Raw genomic sequence first — 18,119 nt, 5'->3', positions numbered from 1 at the left:
CACTTTTGCAGCGAAAAATGCCAGCCTGCGAAAGAAAGGTATAAAAAAAGCCCTTATTTATCAATAACTTGCGATTTTTTTATACATAGAGGGCAAACCCCTAGTTACAGCGTGGCACATGTATTGCTAGTATCCAAACCAGAAGTTGACTAAACGGTCAACTTTAGTTTTTCTGCCCCACCGCACAGGAGTTGCCAGCGTGTCCACCTCTCTTGATCCTGACGTTCGTCCCGGCCGTCTCAGCACCGACGAATACGCCACACGCTTTGCCGATGCCAGCCCGCGCCTGACGCCGGCGCAGGCCGCGCTGGAAGCGGAGCGCTGCCTGTACTGCTTCGACGCACCCTGCGCCAGCGCCTGCCCGACGCACATCGATGTGCCGTCCTTCATCAAACGCATTGCCGACGGCAACCTGCGCGGCGCCGCCCGCGCCATTCTGGAAGCCAACCCGCTGGGCGGCATGTGCGCGCGGGTCTGCCCGACCGAGAACCTGTGCGAGCAGGTCTGTGTGCGCAACACGCAAACCAGCAGCCCGGTGGCCATCGGCCGCCTGCAACGCCACGCCGTGGACGCGCTGATGGAAAGCCCCCAGCCGCAAATCTTCACACGCGCCGCCAGCACCGGCAAAAAGGTGGCGGTGCTGGGTGCCGGCCCGGCCGGCCTGGCTTGCGCCCATACGCTGGCCCGCCTGGGCCATGCGGTGGTGTTGTTCGACGCCCGCGCCAAGGCCGGCGGCCTCAACGAGTACGGCCTGGCCAGCTACAAGACGCCCGACAACTTTGCCCAGGCCGAGGTACGCTGGCTGCTGGACATCGGCGGCATCGAACTGCGCACCGGCTGGAAGCTCGAAACTGTGGCCCAGCTCGACGCACTGCGGCAGGGCCATGACGCCCTGTTTCTGGGCCTGGGTCTGGGCCAGACGCATCAACTTGGTGTGCCGGGCGAAAACCTGGCCGGCGTGCAGGACGCGGTCGACTTCATTGCCACGCTGCGCCAGACCGCCGATCTTTCCAGCTTGCCGATCGGCCGGCGTGTGGTCGTGATTGGCGGCGGCATGACGGCGGTGGACGCGGCCGTGCAATCCCGGCTGCTGGGCGCCGAAGAAGTGCACATGGTCTACCGGCGCGGGCCACAACAGATGTCGGCCTCTGTTGCCGAACAGGAATGGGCGCAAACGAACGGCGTGACGATTCACCATTGGCTGGCACCGCTTGAAATGCTGGCCAACGCGGGCCATGTCAGCGCCGTGCGCTTCGCCCGCCAGACCCTGGCAGATGGCAAGCTGGGCGCCACCGGTCAAGTGGAAACACTGGCCGCCGACATGGTGTTCAAGGCCATCGGCCAGCAACTGGGCAACCCGCTGCTGGCGCAAGCCGGGCTGAAGCTCGAAGGCGGACGCATCGCCACCGACGCAGCGGGTCAAACCAATTTGCCGGGCGTCTGGGCCGGTGGCGACTGCCGCGCCGGCGGCCTGGACCTGACCGTCGAAGCGGTGGCGCACGGCAAGCAATCGGCGCTGGCCATCCACACTTACATCACCAACCCATCGACGCCATCCCTGAATTGATCCCCTTTGTCATCCCGGACCCCGGATCGGAGTCCGGGGCAGGCCCGATCCGGGATCCATGGATTGCGGGTCTCGCCCGCAATGACAAAGCCAAAGCACCCTCCACCTACACGACACCCGAGATTTGAGAGAGCACCATGGCCAATCTGCAAACCACTTTTGCCGGCATCAAGAGTCCCAACCCGTTCTGGCTGGCCTCGGCGCCGCCGACCGACAAAGCTTACAACGTCATCCGCGCTTTCGAAGCCGGCTGGGGCGGCGTGGTCTGGAAAACGCTGGGTGAAGCCGGGCCGCCGGTGGTCAACGTCAACGGCCCGCGTTATGGCGCGCTGCTGACCCCGGACCGGCGGCTGCTGGGCTTTAACAACATCGAGCTGATCACCGACCGCGATCTGGAGTTGAACCTTACCGAGATCACCCAGGTCAAGCGCGACTGGCCGGACCGCGCCATGGTGGTCTCCTTGATGGTGCCCTGCGAAGAGGCCTCCTGGAAAGCCATTCTGCCGCGCGTGGAAGACACCGGCGCCGACGGCATCGAGCTCAACTTCGGTTGCCCGCACGGCATGAGCGAGCGCGGCATGGGCGCCGCCGTCGGCCAGGTGCCGGAGTACATCGAGATGGTCACCGCCTGGTGCAAGCAGTACAGCAAACTGCCGGTGATCGTCAAGCTGACGCCCAACATCACCGACATCCGCCAGCCCGCGCGCGCCGCCAAGCGCGGCGGCGCCGATGCGGTCTCCCTGATCAACACCATCAACTCCATCATGGGCATAGACCCGGCCACCCTGACCATGTCGCCGGCCACCGGTGGCCAGGGCTCGCACGGCGGCTACTGCGGCCCGGCGGTCAAGCCGATCGCCCTCAACATGGTGCTGGAAATTGCGCGCGATCCGCTCACCGCCGGCCTGCCGATTTCGGGCATCGGCGGCATCGGCAACTGGCGCGATGCGCTGGACTTCATCGCGCTGGGGGCCGGCACGGTGCAAGTCTGTACCGCCGCCATGGTCTACGGCTTCAAGATCGTGCAGGAGATGAGCGACGGCCTGTCCAACTACATGGACCAGATGGGTTTCGCCTCGCTGGACGATATTCGCGGCAAGGCCGTGCCCAGCGTGACCGACTGGCGCTACCTCAACCTGAACCACATCTGCAAGGCCACCATCAAACAGGACACCTGCATCCAGTGCGGGCGTTGCCACATTGCCTGCGAGGACACCTCGCACCAGGCCATCAGCAGCAGCAAGGACGGCAAGCGCCACTTCGAGGTGATCGAGTCGCAGTGCGTCGGCTGCAATCTGTGCGTGACGGTATGCCCGGTGCCGGACTGCCTCACACTGCGCGATCTCAAGCCCGGCGAAGTGGACCAGCGCACCGGCAAGACGGTCAGTGCGGAGCACGCCGACTGGACCACGCACCCCAACAATCCAACGCGTCTGGCCTCTGCAACCGCGGCGTAACATCCGGCGGCTACTGAGTCGCCATGATGTTCGTGCGCTGGTGATTTGTGCAAGGGCTGGCGCTGGATCGAGGAAGTTTTTTTCATAACAACCAACCGGAGATAGGAATGAGTTCTTTTGCAAGCGACAACCCCTTGATCAATGACGACCTGAAGCCCACCACGGACGCCCAGCGCCACTGGAAGGCAAGTGATTACGCGGCGCTGTGGGTCGGCATGGTGGTGTGCGTGCCAACCTACACCATGGCCAGCAGCATGCTGGACCAGGGCTTCACTTGGCAAATGGCGATCTGGCTGGTGTTCCTGGCCAACTGCATTGTTTTGATTCCCATGATCTTGCTGGGTCGAACCGGTACCCGTTATGGCATCCCCTTCCCGGTGCTGGCACGCGCCTCCTTTGGCGTCAAGGGCGCCAACCTGCCGGCCGTTCTGCGCGGACTGGTGGCCTGCGGCTGGTTCTCCATCAACTGCTATTTCGGTGCCTTGGCCTTGCACGGATTTTTCAACGTCGTCGGCATGGGTCTGGCCGGCCCGGCGCCGGGTGAGTTCATCAGTACCTCGCAACTGGTGTGCTTCTATCTGTTCTGGGCAGTGCACATCTACTACATCTGGAATGGCGTGGAATCGATTCGCAAGCTCGAAGTCGTCGCCGCCCCGCTCATGATCCTGGCTTCACTGGCCCTGGTGGTGTGGGCCTTCATGTCGGTACCGTCGGGCAAGTTGCTGGACCTGCCGGCCAAAGTGGTCGAGGGCGGCCCCAAAACCTGGGCCGCCTTGACCGGCCTGGTGGGTTTCTGGGCGACGCTGGCACTCAACATCCCCGACTTCACCCGCTTTGCCAAAAACAACCGCGAACAGGTCGTAGGTCAAGCCGTCGGCCTGCCGATTCCAATGGCCTTGTTTTCGATGGTCGGCATCATCGGCTTCTCGGTTTCCCAGATTCTGTACGGCAAGGCGCAGTTGTTCCCCGATGGTTTGTTGACCCAGATGGGCACTTTTGCGTCGGCGCTTGGCCTGATCGTTATCTTGTTGGCCAACCTGACCACCAATGTGGCCGCCAATCTGGTGTCGCCCTCGTATGACTTTTCCAACCTGGCACCCGACAAGATCAGCTTTCGCACCGGTGGTTTGATTGCGGCGGTGATCGGCCTGTTGTTCATGCCCTGGCGGCTGCTGGCCACCTCCGGCGGTTACCTGTTCAGTTGGCTCGGCGGCTATGGCACTTTGTTGGGTGCCATTGCCGGCATTCTGCTGGCCGACTTCTACCTGGTGCGCAAGGGCGCGCTGAAAGTGGATGACCTCTATCGCCGCAATGGCGCCTACGAATACAGCGGCGGCTGGAATATCCAGGCGGTGATCGCTTTTGCACTGGGGGTGCTGCCTTGCCTGCCAGGCTACCTGGTGGTGTCGGGCGTGCTGGACAAGGCATCGGTCAATGCCAGCCTGGTCGGTTTGTTCGACTTTGGCTGGTTTTTCAGCCTGGCCGTGGCCGGAGCGTACTATTTCGCCACCGCCAAACGTTCCTGAAACTTTTTATTCGGAGACCCATGATGAGTAGCGTATTGATTCAAGGCGGCACGGTCGTCAATGCCGACCGCGCTTTCAAAGCCGATGTGTTGTGTCAGGACGGCCGCATCGCGGCTGTCGGCGAAGGCCTGCAGGCCGCCGGCGCCAGCGTGGTCGACGCCGGCGGCCAGTATGTGATGCCCGGCGGCATAGACCCGCACACCCACATGCAGCTCCCCTTCATGGGCGCCACCACCATGGACGACTTCTTCACCGGCACGGCGGCCGGCATGGCCGGCGGCACCACCACCATCATCGACTTCGTCATTCCCAATCCGCAGCAAAGCCTGATGGAGGCCTACCAGACCTGGCGCGGCTGGGCCGAGAAAGCGGCCAGCGATTATTCATTCCACATGGCCATCACCTGGTGGGACGAGACTGTCCGGCGCGACATGGGGACCTTGGTGCAGCAAGAGGGCATCAACAGCTTCAAGCACTTCATGGCCTACAAGAATGCCATCATGTGCGACGACGAAACGCTGGTCAACAGCTTCCAGCGCGCACTGGAACTCGGCGCCATGCCCACCGTGCACGCGGAGAACGGTGAACTGGTGTTTCGGCTGCAAAAGGAGATGGCGGCCAAAGGCATCCTGGGGCCGGAAGGCCACCCGCTGTCCCGGCCGCCTATCGTCGAAGGTGAAGCGGTGAACCGCGCCATCGCCATTGCCGATGTGCTGGGCGTTCCGATCTATATCGTGCACGTATCGTGCAGCGAAGCGGCCGAAGCCATTGCCCGCGCCCGCGCTCGCGGTCAGCGCGTGTTCGGCGAGGTGCTGGCCGGCCACCTGCTGGTCGACGACAGCGTTTACCGCCATCCCGACTTTGCTACTGCCGCCGCGCACGTGATGAGCCCGCCGTTCCGGCCCAAGGGGCACCAGGAAGTGTTGTGGCGCGGCCTGCAATCGGGCAACCTGCACACCACCGCCACCGACCATTGCACTTTCTGCGCCGCGCAAAAAGCCGCCGGCAAGGACGACTTCTCCAAGATCCCCAATGGTTGCGGCGGTGTCGAGGAGCGCATGACGGTGATCTGGGACGCCGGCGTCAACACGGGGCGCCTGACGCCCAGCGAGTTCGTCGCCATTACCTCGGCCAACACCGCCCGGCTGTTCAACATCTACCCGCAAAAAGGCAGCGTCTCGGTCGGCGCCGACGCCGACCTGGTGGTGTGGGACCCGCAGGGCAGCAAGACCTTGTCGGCCAAAACCCAGCACAGCAAAGGCGACTTCAACGTCTTCGAAGGCCGCACCGTGCGCGGCCTGCCCAGCCACACCCTGAGCCAGGGCAAGCTGGTCTACGTGCAAGGCGATCTGCGCGCCGAACGCGGCGCAGGCCGCTACCTCAAGCGCCCCGCCTTCAGCGCCAACTTCACAGCCGCCAACCTGCGCACGGAAGCACTGGCACCGACGGCGGTGGTGCGCTCCTAAGGTGCATCATGAGTGCCGCCGCATGTTCGATTTCACTCCCCGGCCGCGTGCCCGCCAGGGAGTGGAATGCCGGGCGCCTCATGCTGTCAAAGGCCCAGAAAGCGGCTCCCGGCATTCCCCACCCCGGCGAGAAGTTGCGTAACCAGTACGCCTTCGTCGGGCACCTGGCTCTTGCGGCACGAGCGAAGCAAAGTGCCGCCACTCTCCCCGCCGTTGAGGCAGGGCTGAGCAGCGCAGCAGACTGCGGAAAAAGGGCTGGCGATTGTCTGAGCGAAGCGAGTTCGAGCCAGCCCCCGCAGGCTGCGAGCAGCGCAAGGAACCGCGCAGCGGCCCTGACGTCGGCTCGCCTTTTCTTTGGGTACTTTCTTTTGGCGAAGCAAAAGAAAGTACCTCGGCCGCCGGGCCGACCCCCGGCCTGCATCGTTTAACCACCACCGTGAGGAACACACCATGACCACCACGACAAAACAAGACATCAGCAACCTCCGTATCAACGGCGATCGCCTCTGGAACTCCCTGATGGAACTGGCCAAGATCGGCGCCACCCCCATAGGCGGCGTCTGCCGCCTGACCCTGACCAAGCTGGACGGTGAAGGCCGCGACCTGGTGACGCGCTGGGGCCGCGAGGCCGGCCTGACGGTCACCATCGACAAGATCGGCAACGGCTTCATGCGCCGCCCCGGTCGCAACAACAGCTTGCCGCCGATCGTGGCCGGCAGCCACATCGATACCCAGCCGACCGGTGGCAAGTTCGACGGCAACTTCGGCGTGCTGGCCGCGCTGGAAGTGGTGCGCACCCTGAACGACCATGGCATCGAGACCGAGGCGCCGGTGGAGGTGGCTTTCTGGACCAACGAGGAAGGCTCGCGCTTTGTGCCGGTGATGATGGGCTCGGGCGTCTTCGCCAAGGTGTTCACACTGGAACACGCTTACGCCGCCACCGACACCGAAGGCAAGACCGTCAAGGACGAACTCACGAACATCGGCTACGTCGGCCCGCAGGAGCCGGGCGACCATCCCATTGGCACTTATTTCGAGGCCCATATCGAGCAAGGCCCGGTGCTGGAGGACAACGACAAGACCATCGGCGTGGTGCAAGGTGTGCTGGGCATCCGCTGGTTCGACTGCACCGTCACCGGCATGGAGGCGCACGCCGGCCCGACGCCCATGGCGCTGCGCAAGGATGCCATGCAGGTGGCCGCCAAGCTGATGCAGGAAGTGGTGGCGGTGGCCTTGCGCCACGCACCGCACGGGCGCGGCACGGTGGGCATGGTGCAGGTGCACCCGAACAGCCGCAACGTGATTCCGGGGCGCGTCAAGTTCTCGATCGACCTGCGCAACGCCACCGACGCGCTGGTGGACCAGATGGCCGAGGACGTGAAAGCCTATGCCGCCAAGGTGGCCAAGGACAGCGCTCTGGATGTCAAGATCGAGCTGGTATCGAGCTACCCGGCGCAGGCCTTCCACCCCGACTGCATGAACGCGGTGGCCCGCGCCGCCCAGAAGCTGGGTTACTCCAACATGCCGGCCGTCTCCGGGGCCGGCCACGACGCCGTCTACATGGCCCGGCTGGCGCCCACCGGCATGATCTTCATCCCCTGCAAGGACGGCATCAGCCACAACGAAATCGAGTATGCCAAGCCGGAGCACATCACGGCCGGCTGCAATGTGCTGCTGCATGCCGTGCTGGAGCGCGCTGGCACGTAAAGTGCTTGATTATTTTTGTCCGGCCCGGGCCGCAAACCCCCAATAAGCGGGGATTTGCGGCTATTATTTTTGTGCCGTCATCAACCCGGAGAAACTATGTCGAAGCATCTATTGAACCGCCGTCAGGTGGTCGTCCTGGCCACTGCGCTGGCCGCCCTTACTCCCGCCCTGTCTTTGGCGCAGGCCAAGCTGAAGGTCGCCGCCATCTACACCGTCCCGTTCGAGCAGCAATGGGTCAGCCGCCTGCACAAGGCACTGAAAGCGGCCGAGGCGCGCGGCGACATCGAATACAAGGCCAGCGAGAACGTCTCCAACGCCGACTACGAGCGCGTCATGCGCGAGTACGCCACCGGTGGCAACCAGCTGATCGTGGGCGAGGCTTTTGCCGTCGAGGCGGCGGCGCGCAAGGTGGCCAAGGACTTCCCCAAGGTGTCCTTCCTGCTGGGCTCCAGCGGCAAACCGCAGGCCCCCAACTTCAGCGTTTTCGACAACTTCATCCAGGAACCGGCCTACCTGTCCGGCATGATCGCCGGCGGCGTCACCAAGAGCAACAAGATCGGCATGGTGGGCGGCTTTCCGATTCCGGAAGTCAACCGCCTGATGAACGCCTTTATGGCCGGCGCCAAGGAAGTCAACCCGAAAGTTGAATTCAGCGTCAGCTTCATCAACAGCTGGTTCGATCCGCCGAAAGCCAAGGAAGCCGCTTTTGCCATGATCGACAAGGGCGCCGACGTGATGTACGCCGAACGCTTTGGCGTCAGCGACGCGGCCAAGGAAAAAGGCAAGCTGGCCATCGGCAACGTGATCAACACGCAGGCGCAGTACCCCGACACAGTGGTGGCCTCGGCGCTGTGGAACATGGAGCCCAGCATAGACCGCGCCATCAAGCTGGTGAAAGACGGCAAGTTTGCCGCCGAGGACTACGGCCAGTACTCGATGATGAAGCACAAGGGCTCCGAGCTGGCGCCCCTGGGCACCTTCGAGAAAAAGGTTCCGGCCGAGATCGTGGCCAAGATGAAGGCCAAGGAGAAAGCCATTCTGGACGGCAAGTTCACGGTCAAAGTGGACGACAGCCAGCCCAAGTCAAGCGCGAAATAGGAAGATTGTCATTGCGCCACCCCAGGCTGTCATGCCGGGCCTGGTAGTTGTCATCCCGGGCCTGACCCGGGATCCATGGATTGCGGATCAAGTCCGCAATGACAGCCGTGGGTGACAATGACAACAATGGTGGCAATGACAAGCTGCGAGCTCGGGATGACGATTCCCGCTCTCTTGACCTTCCCATGACGGGCCCCGTCCTCAAGCTCTCGCACATCACCAAGCGCTTCGGCAGCCTGGTGGCCAACGACGACATCTCGCTGCAGCTCAAAAGCGGCGAGGTGTTGGCGTTGCTGGGCGAGAACGGCGCCGGCAAGTCGACCCTGGTGTCGATATTGTTTGGCCACTACACGGCGGACGCCGGTGAGATCGAGGTGTTTGGCCGGCGCCTTGAGCCGGGCGACCCGAAAGCCGCGCTGGCCGCCGGCATCGGCATGGTGCACCAGCACTTCACACTGGCCGACAACCTGAGCGTGCTGGACAACGTGATGATGGGGTCCGAGCCCTTGTGGCAACCGTTCACCCGGCAGCGCGCGGCGCGCGCCAAGCTGCTGGCGGTGGCGCAACGCTTTGGCCTGGGCGTGCATCCCAGCGCGATCGTCGGCCGGCTGTCGGTCGGCGAGCGCCAGCGCGTGGAGATTCTGAAAGCCCTGTACCGCGGCGCCCGCATCCTGATCCTGGACGAGCCGACCGCCGTGCTGACGCCGGCCGAGAGCGAAGCCTTGTTCGAGGTGCTGGCGCAAATGGTGACGCAGGGCTTGTCCATCATCTTCATCAGCCACAAGTTGGGCGAGGTGCTGCGCGTGTCGCAGAGGATTGCCGTGTTGCGCGCCGGCAAACTGGTGGCCGAGGCGGCCGCCCGGCAAACCACGCAGGCGCAACTGGCGCTCTGGATGGTGGGCCACGCCATCGAAGCGCCGCAGCGCCGCCCCAGCGCGGCCGTCGGCCAGGCGGTGTGCCAGTTGCACCAGGTCAGCGCCGGCGCCGGGCGGGAGCGCCTGGAGCAGGTGTCCCTCACGCTGCACAGCGGCGAGATCGTGGCCATCGCCGGCGTCTCGGGCAACGGCCAGGTGACGCTGGCAGAGCTGCTGAGCGGCACGCGGCAAGCCGGCAGCGGTCACATCGAATTCTTGGGCCAGGCGCTGCCGGCGCAGCCGACCCGCCTGGTGGCGCTGGGGGTGGCGCGGATTCCGGAAGACCGCCACAACGTCGGCGTGGTGGGGGATTTGCCGATCTGGGAAAACGCCGCTTCCGAGCGTTTGCACAGCCCTCACTTCTCGCGTTTTGGCTGGGTCCGTAGGGCGGCGGCACAAGCCTATGCGCAGCGCGTGCTGAAGGCGTTCGACGTGCGCGGCGGCGCTGCCAGCACGGCAGCCCGCGCGCTGTCTGGCGGCAACATGCAAAAACTGATTTTGGGACGCGCGCTGACGCATCCGGCCGACGCGCCCCAGGGCCAGACCGCCACCGCGCCCAAGCTGATCGTGGCGCATCAACCAACCTGGGGCCTGGACATTGGCGCCGTCGCCTACGTGCAGCAGCAACTGATTGCGGCGCGCGACGCCGGCGCCGCGGTGCTGTTGATCTCGGACGATCTGGATGAAGTCCTGACCCTGGGCGACCGCGTCGCCGTGATGCACGCCGGCCGCCTCAGTCCGGCCCTGCCAGCACTCGACTGGACGCGCGAAAGCATTGGCCTGGCGATGGCCGGCGTCACTGCCGACCGGAATAGCCACGATTCGGCCGAGGTAGTGGCATGAGACTGCGCCGCGCCGGGCCGCCCCAAGCAAGCACAGCCCCCTCGGGGGGCAGCGCAGTACACGCAGTGACAAGCGTGGGGGCCCTATGAGGCTGGAGAAACGCAGCCAGACTTCGGCGGCGGCGCTGCTGCTGGCACCGATAGGCGCCGTGCTGTTCACCCTGTTGGTGAGTTCCCTGCTGGTGCTGTGGGCCGGTGCCCCGGTGGGCCGGACTTACGGCCTGCTGCTGCAAGGGGGTTTCGGCTCGGTCTTTGCCTTGAGCGAGACCTTGACGCGCGCCATTCCGCTGATGCTTACCGGCCTGGCCGCCACGGTGGCCTTCAAGGCGCGCCTCTTCAACATCGGCGCCGAGGGCCAGCTCTATGTCGGTGCGCTGGCCGCCATCGCGGTCGGCGGTCTGCACGGCGGCACCGGGTTTGCGCTGCCGCCGGCCCTGCTGTTTGTGTTGATGATGCTGGCCGCCGCGCTGGCCGGCGCGCTGCTGCTGCTAGGCCCGGCACTGATGAAGGCCAAGCTGGGCGTCGATGAAGTGGTCACCACGCTGCTGCTGAACTTCATCGTGCTGCTGCTGGTGTCGCTGATGCTGGACGGTCCCATGAAAGACCCCACCGCGATGGGCTGGCCGCAAAGCGTGGCCTTGATGAGCGAGCTGGAACTCTCCAAGCTGATCCCGCAAACGCGCGTCCACAGCGGCCTGTTGTGGGGCCTGGCCTTGTCGGTCGGCCTTTGGGCCTTGATGAAATACACGGTGCTGGGGTTCGACATCCGCGCCGTCGGCGCCAATGCGCGCGCTGCCGCTTTTGCCGGTGTCTCGGTGACACGCACGGTGGTCCTGGTGGCCATGCTGTCGGGCGCCCTGGCCGGCCTGGCCGGCGCCATCGAGGTGGCCGGGCGCACCAGCTACCTGACGCTGGACATGTCGCCGGGTTACGGCTACTCCGGCATCGTGATCGCCATGCTGGCCGCCCTGCACCCGCTGGGCGTGGTGGCCGCCAGCGTGTTTGTGGCCGGCGTGCTGGTGGGCGCCGACAGCATGAGCCGCGCCATCGGTGTGCCCACTTACATCGCCGACGTGATCGTCGCCGCCTCGCTGATCTCGGTGCTGGTGGCCACGCTTCTGACGCAATACAGGGTGCGCTGGAAATGAAGGTCGTTCACGGAACAGCGGCGCTAGCTGAATCGGGGTCAGATCCCAATTCGGGGCAGAGCGTCCGAGCTGGCCAACTACGCCACACCGATTTGGGCTCTGACCCCCATTCAGCGGGGTGTACAGATACCGCACATGACTGAACTCTTCGACATCCTCGCCAACCAGGCCTTTTGGGTCGCCGTGCTGCGCATTGCCACGCCGCTGATCCTGGGCACGCTGGGGGTGCTGCTGTGCGAGCGCGCCGGCGTGCTGAACCTGGGGATAGAAGGCATCATGGTGGCCGGCGCCTTCAGCGGCTGGCTGGCGGTCTACGCCGGCGCGCCGCTCTGGGCCGGTGTGCTGGTGGCGGCGCTCACTGGCGCCGCGTTCGGCCTGCTGCACGCCTTTCTGACCGTGGCGCTGGCCTTGTCGCAACACGTCTCCGGTCTGGGCATCACGCTGTTGGCAACCTCGCTCAGCTATTACGGCTACCGCGTCAGTTTTCCCAAGGTCACGACGCCGCCCACCATCATTCCGTTTGGCGAGATGAGCTGGCTGGGCCTGCCGATTCTGGCGCAGCAGACCTTGCTAACGCTGTTGGCCCTATTGCTGGTGCCGCTGATCAGCTACGTCCTGTACCGCACCCCGATCGGGCTCGCGGTTCGCATGGTGGGCGAGAACCCGCAGGCGGCCGAGGGCCAGGGTGTCTCGGTGGCGGCAGTGCGCACCGGCGCCATCGTGGCCGGCTCGGCACTGATGGGGGTGGCCGGCTCGTTCCTGACCCTGGCCGCCTTCAACGCCTTCTTTTTCAACATGGTCAACGGGCGCGGCTGGATCTGCGTGGCGCTGGTGGTGTTTGCCTCCTGGCGCCCCGGCAAGGCCTTGCTGGGCGCGCTGCTGTTCGCCTTCTTCGACGCGCTGCAACTGCGCCTGCAACAATCCGGCGCCGCCGTGCTGCCGTACCAGTTGTACCTGATGCTGCCCTACCTGTTGTCCATCGTGGCGCTGATCCTGGTGGCGCGCAAGGCCAGCTACCCGCAGGCACTGATGAAACCGTATCGCAAGGGGGAGCGTTGACCCGCATACCTCAAAATCCAAACGCTTTACAAATTGAAAGTGCAACTTTCGATTTGTAAGAAAGTTGGCCCGTCACCGAGATGGCGAGTTATGCTGAAGCCACCGGCTGCACAGTCAGCTTGAACCCCAGGGCCTTCATAACCTTGAACAGCGTGTCGCTATTGGGTGCGCGTTCGCCAGAAAGGCTCTTGTACAAGCTCTCGCGTGATAAGCCGGTATCGCGGGCCAGTTGTGACATGCCACGAGCACGGGCAATGGCCCCCAGGGCGGCACCCAATTCGACCGGGTCGCCCTCTTCGAGCACTTGGCGCAGGTATTCGGCAACATCCTCTTCGTCATTGAGGTAGTTGGCCACGTCAAACGGGCGGGTCTTGGTCTTGTTCATTACCACTCCTTGGCCAGTTGCCTGGCTCGTTCAATGTCACGGATCTGACTCGATTTGTCGCCACCACCCAGCATGAGAATGAGCGCCCCGGAGCGCTCCACGTAGTACATTCGCCAGCCGGGGCCAAAGACCTCGCGCATCTCAAATACACCATCGCCCACTGCCTTGATGTCGCCCAGATTTCCGCGTCGCGCCTTGTCCAATCTGCGGCTCAACCGGATACGGGTTGCACGGTCTTTGAGTTTGGCCAGCCACTCGCTGAACTCCTCTGTTTCGATCACGCTGTACATGGGCTTATTGTAGCCTTTTGGCTACATACGGCAAACACCCCTCAGCGCGGCGTTTCTGGCCCCAGATCGCGCCAAGGGCAGGTAGACTTCACGCCAGACCTTGTTGAAACCCTACCGCAAAGGGGAGCGCTGACGCCGAAGTGGCCACACTACGGGTATTTCCTGCGGACGTGAAGCACGCGCAAGATTTCCACCAAGTCGCCACGCACACGATAGAAAACTATGTAATTTTCGTGAATAACAAGTTCTCGCGTCAGCGCCACCAGACCAGGGCGGCCAAGCATCGGAAAAGTTTCGAGGTTGGCGACTTTTTGGAGCGTATCAAGCAAAAATTTTCGTGCCGCTGGCGGGTTGTCCTGCGCAATGTAGGCGAGGATAGCTGCAAGATTCTGCGAAGCTCTTTTCGTCCACTTAACTTGCATATTTGGCGAAGATGGACTGCATTTCCTGCTCTGTTGCGAACTCTCCGCGGTCGGCCTCTTCGATCCCCGCCTTAACCTCGGCAATTTGCCAAGCCTGTTGTTCTATGTAGGCCTCAAGCGCTTCAACCGCCAAAAAACTTTTTGTTCGCCCTGTCGCTTTGGTGAGCTGCTCAAGTCTCGTATGGGTGGCCTGTGGAAGCCGCACGTTGAGCATCTTTTCGAGTGTTGGCATGGTACCGATGGGTGGAGTTGTATTACAGGATCATTGTATGCAACACGTTGTCAAAGTCAAACACCCCTCGGCGCGGCGTTTTAATTCCGTGGTCGCCCCGAGCGCAGGTAGACTCCAAACGATATCCTGATGAAACCCCACCGCCAAAGGTAAACGCCAAATGCTCGATCTTCTGATTCAAAACGCCACGCTGCCGGATGGACGCCGGCAGATGTCGGTTGCCGTGCGCGAGGGAAAGATTGTCGAAGTGGCGGCTGGGCTGATTGCGGCCGCGCAAGACACAGTGGACGCCCAGGGTTTTCTACTCAGCCCGCCGTTTGTCGACGCGCACTTTCATATGGACGCCACGCTCAGCTACGGCCTGCCGCGCGTCAACCAGTCCGGCACGCTGCTGGAGGGCATTGCGCTGTGGGGCGAATTGAAGCCGCTGCTGACGCAGGAGGCCTTGATGGAACGGGCACTCACTTACTGCGACTGGGCGGTGGCCAAAGGCCTGCTGGCCATTCGCAGCCATGTGGACACCAGCGACCCCAGCCTGCTGGCAGTGGACGCGCTGCTGGCGGTGAAGAAACAGGTGGCGCCCTACATCGATTTGCAGCTGGTGGCCTTTCCGCAGGACGGCGTGCTGCGCAGCCCGGGCGGCCTGGAAAACCTCAAGCGCGCGCTGGACAAGGGCGTGGATGTGGTGGGCGGCATCCCGCACTTCGAGCGCACCATGAGTGATGGCGCCTTGAGCGTCAAGCTGCTGTGCGAACTGGCCGCCCAACGCGGCCTGTTGGTGGACATGCACTGCGACGAATCCGACGACCCGCTGTCGCGCCACGTCGAGACCCTGGCCTTTGAGACCCAGCGCCTGGGCCTGCAGGGCCGCGCGACCGGATCGCACCTGACCTCCATGCACAGCATGGACAACTACTACGTATCAAAACTGATACCGCTGATGATGGAGGCGCAATTGCAGGTGGTGTCCAATCCGCTGGTCAACATCACGCTGCAGGGCCGGCATGACACGTATCCCAAGCGCCGCGGCATGACGCGCGTGCCCGAGCTGCTGGCCGCCGGCATCAACGTCGCCTTTGGTCACGACGATGTGATGGACCCCTGGTACAGCCTGGGCAGCGGCGACATGCTGGAAGTGGCGCACATGGGCCTGCACGTGGCGCAGATGACCAGCCAGGCCGCCATGCGCCAGTGCTTCGACGCGGTGACCACCAGCGCCGCCAAGGTGATGCACTTGAAGGGTTATGGGCTGGAGGTGGGCTGCGATGCAAGCTTTGTGCTGCTGCAGGCGCGCGACCCGGTGGAGGCGATCCGGCTGCGGGCCAATCGGCTGAAGGTGTGGAAGAAGGGGACGCTGCTGGCGGAGACGGTGGAGGTGGTGGCGAAGCTGCATGTGCAGGGACGACCAGAGGCTGTGCAGTTCGTATCCAATCGCGAAAACTAGTGAGTCCTGTCACTACTGCTACTGCTACCGCTACTGTAGCTGTACGGCTTCGGTCGTGGATGGACGTCATTCGACAAAATCAACAAAGATGGTGCGGTGGTGGCGGAACGGACGGGGCTCGTTTAATCTAAAGTAACCCGCGCTCACTGGAAAACAGCCCATGGAACGTCGCGTCATTGACGAACTTCCCGAAATTTACTTTGACGCGGCTAATTGAGGGAAGGTCAGGTTCACCCAATTCGGCTTCGGATGAATTAATCCCTGCTTAAAGCTGCCAAGCAACAGAACTTAAGTTGCTCGCCTGATCCACAGGGGCATGCCGAATATGGGGAAAATTTATGCTTTCTGATTTCCTCTTGTAGGAGGCCTCGGCTTCTCTCGCGCCATTTTGCAATACGTATTTCGCCGTTTTCCAAGTTCCCCCAGACTGCAGGCATCATGTTTGTCGCTTCGTTTGATGTAAACAGCCCGGAAAACTGGTTTCTTGCTTGGTCAAGCACCGATTGCGTGAGGGCTTGCTTAAGCCCAGAATTGACCGCTGCGGCGACCTGAGCACCTCTGTCTGTTTGGAGGCTTTCCGCAAGTTCTTTTCGGAAGGCTTCGCCGTGTGATGATGATCTAAAGGCCACCAAGCGCTGCAGCAGTCCCGGTGTTTTAGACACTACCGTGCCTAAATCTGAATTGGAACGCCCGGTCAGCACATAACTTGCCGAGTCATCCGCCCAGCTTTTGCCGGGTGCTGATGCGAACGCAGCGGTGGCAAGACGCTCAACTCCCAAAATCATACGCGCGGCAGAGGCTTCAATTGCCCGACATACCGTCCCAATTGTCATTACCCTGGCTAAGCGTAGGACTGGAAACGCAAGCCACCGTGGGATTACCTGATGCGGGGTCCCCCGACTCATGCCGAGAAGTCCACGTATTGATGGACTCACTAAGGCCAGTCCTGTTTGATCTGAAAAAGCGTTTTTGAGGCTCGTCGAAGAAACGTTAATAGCTGTTTTGGCGAGAAGCCTGAAATACTCTTCCGCCACTTTTTCTTGCCCGGGAACGGGCGTTAGATGCCTGCGTATCACCGCCTCCAAAGTAACTGGTGATCTTGGATCGTTAGCGTTATCTCTATCGCCGGGTGTAACGTCAGCCAGGTGGCCAACTGCTGAATGTTCGTCAGAAAAAAGAACGCATGTGTCTTCTATTACGTTTACTACTTTCAACGCATCTGACTGCACTAATTCCCAAAACACTTCGGAGCCTAAAAGGTTATGGACTACGGAGATTCTGTTTGCGGCAAAGTAAACATTGTCGAAGCAAAGCAATCCGACTATGAGATCGTGCAAGGCCGAGTAGTTGGTGATTTGTATCTCGCTTTGAACATAGCCATCACCCACAATCATTTGTCCCTTTGAATTTCCCTCAATGTCCCCAATAATTGCGGTTTGTGACGTCTGAATTGTCCCAACTGGTGGTAGGAGGTCCGCAAGGTAATAAACACTCTTTGGACGCTTGCGTACCTGGCCGGAATTTCGTGTGTCTGGAACCGCAGCAGTACGAGTAGAGGACCATGCCTCCGCTAAGACCTCAAGCGCGAGTAGAGCATCTCTATGGTCTGCGAATTCTGATCGGTACCGAATTTGTTTGACTGACTCCGGAACGCGAATTTCTTCACTCGCGGTAATTAGAAAATGCGGACCCGTTCCGAACAGGGGACGATTTGTATCATTCTCAAGGAGAAGCTGTATGAGGTAATCGTCGCGAAGACTATACCCAATGAAAACAACGGTCGCGATGGAAAAAAGCTCACGGATGGCAGCCAAATAAGTAGCATTGCCAACTATTCGTAGGTAGTCGTCGTTAGAGAAGACCATGCTTTCCACGGCGCTTGACGTACCGTGCAATTTACAGACAAATGATTGACTGGATTGAACAAGTAGGTTGATGCGCTCAACGTCCGAACACTGCACCGTCATAGTGGAATCCAAGCTACGTTCGAGCGTTTCATCCACGTTAGTCGTCAGAATGTGTAATGGTTGCGTCTTCGTAAGGCTGCGCAGCATCCGGGCATATACAGGAGTCTGGTCGGATGAGCCAAACGTTCGTGCCAGCTCGCCATAGTACGACGCTCGATCTGCGGCCTTCATGTATTGGAAGACCGCCGGAAACCTCCCATCGGCCAGGGCTTTCGCGGCCGACTGTTTTTCATAAGAAGAAACTGTTCTCGCGAAGTGACTATGCATCTTCGACGCCAGTTCCTGCCACAGAGGGAAACCAGCCCAAGCGCTTGCTCCGGCACCGATCCAAAAAACAATGGGCCGCTGCCTCCTTTCCCCGGCGTCAGTCAACGCTTGTAATGCGGCATATGTTTGATTGTCGCTAGAAAGCATTTCTTATAGGGGCCTTGGGTAATTCAAGATTGCGAGGGGTTTCCGAGTATGCGAGCTAGCCCGCATATTTCATGCAGCTCCACTGTATGACCAGATTTGCGTTGATTTTGGTGCTGGGTAGGGCTCAAGTGGACGTTTTGCAGGCATAGCCCGGTCTTTGGTTGGTAATCGAGCCGGTTTG

15 protein-coding genes are annotated in these 18,119 nt (G+C 61.9%); 10 read left to right on the top strand and 5 right to left on the bottom strand.

Going from position 1 to position 18,119, the window contains the following annotated elements; all coding sequences use genetic code 11:
* Positions 1–199: 199 nt before the first annotated feature.
* From PHS32_RS20905 to PHS32_RS20865, 9 genes are all read left to right on the top strand, one after another.
* Positions 200–1,567 (top strand): NAD(P)-dependent oxidoreductase, encoded by a 1,368-nt coding sequence (locus PHS32_RS20905; RefSeq protein ID WP_301081210.1) that lies wholly within the window; start codon positions 200–202, stop codon positions 1,565–1,567.
* A 137-nt stretch (positions 1,568–1,704) separates the two neighbouring features.
* Entirely contained in the window at positions 1,705–3,024 is a 1,320-nt protein-coding gene (preA, locus tag PHS32_RS20900; RefSeq protein WP_301081209.1) for an NAD-dependent dihydropyrimidine dehydrogenase subunit PreA, read from the top strand.
* A gap of 107 nt (positions 3,025–3,131) precedes the next feature.
* The gene (locus tag PHS32_RS20895) at positions 3,132–4,550 is read left to right on the top strand and encodes an NCS1 family nucleobase:cation symporter-1 (protein ID WP_301081207.1); all 1,419 of its coding nucleotides are present in this window, start codon (positions 3,132–3,134) and stop codon (positions 4,548–4,550) included.
* Positions 4,551–4,570: 20 nt separating this feature from the next.
* Positions 4,571–6,016, top strand: coding sequence for a dihydropyrimidinase (gene hydA / locus PHS32_RS20890; RefSeq protein WP_301081204.1), 1,446 nt, complete (start codon positions 4,571–4,573; stop codon positions 6,014–6,016).
* 450 nt (positions 6,017–6,466) lie between these two features.
* Positions 6,467–7,723 carry a Zn-dependent hydrolase gene (locus tag PHS32_RS20885; protein WP_301081202.1) on the top strand — a complete coding sequence of 419 codons (1,257 nt, stop codon included), beginning with the start codon at positions 6,467–6,469 and terminating at the stop codon, positions 7,721–7,723.
* 96 nt (positions 7,724–7,819) lie between these two features.
* Positions 7,820–8,821 (top strand): BMP family protein, encoded by a 1,002-nt coding sequence (locus PHS32_RS20880; RefSeq protein WP_301081201.1) that lies wholly within the window; start codon positions 7,820–7,822, stop codon positions 8,819–8,821.
* A 185-nt stretch (positions 8,822–9,006) separates the two neighbouring features.
* The gene (locus PHS32_RS20875; protein WP_301081199.1) at positions 9,007–10,578 is read left to right on the top strand and encodes an ABC transporter ATP-binding protein; all 1,572 of its coding nucleotides are present in this window, start codon (positions 9,007–9,009) and stop codon (positions 10,576–10,578) included.
* Between the two features lie 85 nt (positions 10,579–10,663).
* Positions 10,664–11,725, top strand: a complete 1,062-nt coding sequence (locus PHS32_RS20870) for an ABC transporter permease (protein ID WP_301081198.1) — start codon at positions 10,664–10,666, stop codon at positions 11,723–11,725.
* Between the two features lie 135 nt (positions 11,726–11,860).
* Positions 11,861–12,784 carry an ABC transporter permease gene (locus PHS32_RS20865; RefSeq protein WP_301081195.1) on the top strand — a complete coding sequence of 308 codons (924 nt, stop codon included), beginning with the start codon at positions 11,861–11,863 and terminating at the stop codon, positions 12,782–12,784.
* An 88-nt stretch (positions 12,785–12,872) separates the two neighbouring features.
* Here PHS32_RS20865 and PHS32_RS20860 read toward each other — a convergent pair whose 3' ends face one another.
* The 4 genes from PHS32_RS20860 to PHS32_RS20845 form a co-directional block, all read right to left on the bottom strand.
* Positions 12,873–13,169, bottom strand: a complete 297-nt coding sequence (locus PHS32_RS20860) for an addiction module antidote protein (RefSeq protein WP_301081193.1) — start codon at positions 13,167–13,169, stop codon at positions 12,873–12,875.
* Positions 13,169–13,459, bottom strand: a complete 291-nt coding sequence (locus PHS32_RS20855) for a type II toxin-antitoxin system RelE/ParE family toxin (protein ID WP_301081192.1) — start codon at positions 13,457–13,459, stop codon at positions 13,169–13,171. The genes PHS32_RS20860 and PHS32_RS20855 overlap by 1 nt, the downstream gene beginning before the upstream one ends.
* Before the next feature lie 149 nt (positions 13,460–13,608).
* Positions 13,609–13,881: a type II toxin-antitoxin system RelE/ParE family toxin gene (locus PHS32_RS20850; protein ID WP_301081190.1), complete on the bottom strand. Its 273-nt coding sequence runs from the start codon at positions 13,879–13,881 to the stop codon at positions 13,609–13,611.
* Positions 13,871–14,113 (bottom strand): hypothetical protein, encoded by a 243-nt coding sequence (locus PHS32_RS20845; RefSeq protein ID WP_301081189.1) that lies wholly within the window; start codon positions 14,111–14,113, stop codon positions 13,871–13,873. Before PHS32_RS20845 ends, PHS32_RS20850 begins: the two co-directional genes overlap by 11 nt.
* Before the next feature lie 160 nt (positions 14,114–14,273).
* Here PHS32_RS20845 and PHS32_RS20840 point away from each other — a divergent pair, with 160 nt between their 5' ends.
* The gene (locus tag PHS32_RS20840) at positions 14,274–15,557 is read left to right on the top strand and encodes an amidohydrolase family protein (RefSeq protein WP_301081187.1); all 1,284 of its coding nucleotides are present in this window, start codon (positions 14,274–14,276) and stop codon (positions 15,555–15,557) included.
* Positions 15,558–15,811: 254 nt separating this feature from the next.
* Here the strand turns inward: PHS32_RS20840 and PHS32_RS20835 are convergent, their stop codons facing one another.
* Positions 15,812–17,938: an SIR2 family protein gene (locus PHS32_RS20835; protein ID WP_301081185.1), complete on the bottom strand. Its 2,127-nt coding sequence runs from the start codon at positions 17,936–17,938 to the stop codon at positions 15,812–15,814.
* Positions 17,939–18,119 lie beyond the last annotated feature (181 nt).

Origin of the sequence: Rhodoferax sp. (assembly GCF_028714215.1) — a bacterium.
Classification (GTDB): Bacteria; Pseudomonadota; Gammaproteobacteria; order Burkholderiales; family Burkholderiaceae_C; genus Rhodoferax.
The sequence above is the reverse complement of the archived record's forward strand: the minus strand, read 5'-3'. Positions and strand labels throughout refer to the sequence as shown.

What these genes read in the sequence shown, in the direction of transcription:
- PHS32_RS20895 (WP_301081207.1), top strand. Translation starts at nt 3,132, where the DNA reads ATGAGTTCTTTTGCAAGCGACAACCCCTTGATCAATGACGACCTGAAG.
- PHS32_RS20870 (WP_301081198.1), top strand. Translation starts at nt 10,664, where the DNA reads ATGAGGCTGGAGAAACGCAGCCAGACTTCGGCGGCGGCGCTGCTGCTG.
- PHS32_RS20880 (WP_301081201.1), top strand. Translation starts at nt 7,820, where the DNA reads ATGTCGAAGCATCTATTGAACCGCCGTCAGGTGGTCGTCCTGGCCACT.
- PHS32_RS20835 (WP_301081185.1), bottom strand. Translation starts at nt 17,938, where the DNA reads ATGCTTTCTAGCGACAATCAAACATATGCCGCATTACAAGCGTTGACT.
- PHS32_RS20885 (WP_301081202.1), top strand. Translation starts at nt 6,467, where the DNA reads ATGACCACCACGACAAAACAAGACATCAGCAACCTCCGTATCAACGGC.
- PHS32_RS20845 (WP_301081189.1), bottom strand. Translation starts at nt 14,113, where the DNA reads ATGCCAACACTCGAAAAGATGCTCAACGTGCGGCTTCCACAGGCCACC.
- PHS32_RS20855 (WP_301081192.1), bottom strand. Translation starts at nt 13,459, where the DNA reads ATGTACAGCGTGATCGAAACAGAGGAGTTCAGCGAGTGGCTGGCCAAA.
- PHS32_RS20850 (WP_301081190.1), bottom strand. Translation starts at nt 13,881, where the DNA reads ATGCAAGTTAAGTGGACGAAAAGAGCTTCGCAGAATCTTGCAGCTATC.
- hydA (WP_301081204.1), top strand. Translation starts at nt 4,571, where the DNA reads ATGATGAGTAGCGTATTGATTCAAGGCGGCACGGTCGTCAATGCCGAC.
- PHS32_RS20840 (WP_301081187.1), top strand. Translation starts at nt 14,274, where the DNA reads ATGCTCGATCTTCTGATTCAAAACGCCACGCTGCCGGATGGACGCCGG.
- PHS32_RS20875 (WP_301081199.1), top strand. Translation starts at nt 9,007, where the DNA reads ATGACGGGCCCCGTCCTCAAGCTCTCGCACATCACCAAGCGCTTCGGC.
- preA (WP_301081209.1), top strand. Translation starts at nt 1,705, where the DNA reads ATGGCCAATCTGCAAACCACTTTTGCCGGCATCAAGAGTCCCAACCCG.
- PHS32_RS20860 (WP_301081193.1), bottom strand. Translation starts at nt 13,169, where the DNA reads ATGAACAAGACCAAGACCCGCCCGTTTGACGTGGCCAACTACCTCAAT.
- PHS32_RS20865 (WP_301081195.1), top strand. Translation starts at nt 11,861, where the DNA reads ATGACTGAACTCTTCGACATCCTCGCCAACCAGGCCTTTTGGGTCGCC.